At 77.1% G+C, this 571-nt stretch carries 2 protein-coding genes; both read right to left on the bottom strand.

The features are described from left to right. Positions 1-237: TetR family transcriptional regulator (locus SM447_RS29655; RefSeq protein WP_474576166.1), on the bottom strand; the 237-nt coding region annotated here is incomplete at its 3' end. Further along, positions 230-571 (bottom strand): alpha/beta fold hydrolase (locus tag SM447_RS29650; RefSeq protein ID WP_474576165.1); only part of this gene is annotated, 342 nt, incomplete at its 5' end. The genes SM447_RS29650 and SM447_RS29655, both read right to left, overlap by 8 nt.

Below are 571 nucleotides of genomic sequence, written 5' to 3'. Positions count from 1 at the left end.
GCCGCCGGAGCGACCCGCGGCAGCGGCCGTGAGCACGTCGGCGATCTCGGCGGTGGCGAGCACCGCGAGCTTCTGGTGCAGCGCGTCCGCGCCCCGGACGTGCTTGTAGAGGCTCGGCAGCGCGACACCGAGCCGGGCGGCGAGCGCGGCCAGGGTCAGCTTCTCGTAGCCGACCTCGTCGGCGAGCGCGGCGGCCTCCCGCACGACAGTCGCCGGGGTCAGCCCGGCCCTAGGCACGTGCGGTCACCGCCAGGAACTCGACCAGGTCGGCGGCGGTGGCCTCGGGCTGGTCGGCGTGCGGGTAGTGCCCGGAGTCGGCGACCATCCGGGCCTCGGCCACGGCGAACAGCCGGCGCGCGGCCCGCGCTTCGGCGCCCGGGTCGGGGAAGTCCGGGTCCTTCGTACCCATCAGCACCAGCACCGGCCGGCGCACCTCGGGCGCGCGGACGGTCCAGTGCGGGTCGGCCGGTGCGATCACGCCGCGCACCGCGGCCATCCGGCCGCGCAGCTTGGCGACCAGCTCCTTGCGGTACGCGGCGTCGTCGGCCGGCCGCCCGCAGGGGAACAGCGT

This window comes from Micromonospora aridisoli (genome assembly GCF_056150025.1).
Note: the sequence above shows the minus strand (reverse complement) of the source record. Positions and strands in the feature narration are given on the sequence as shown.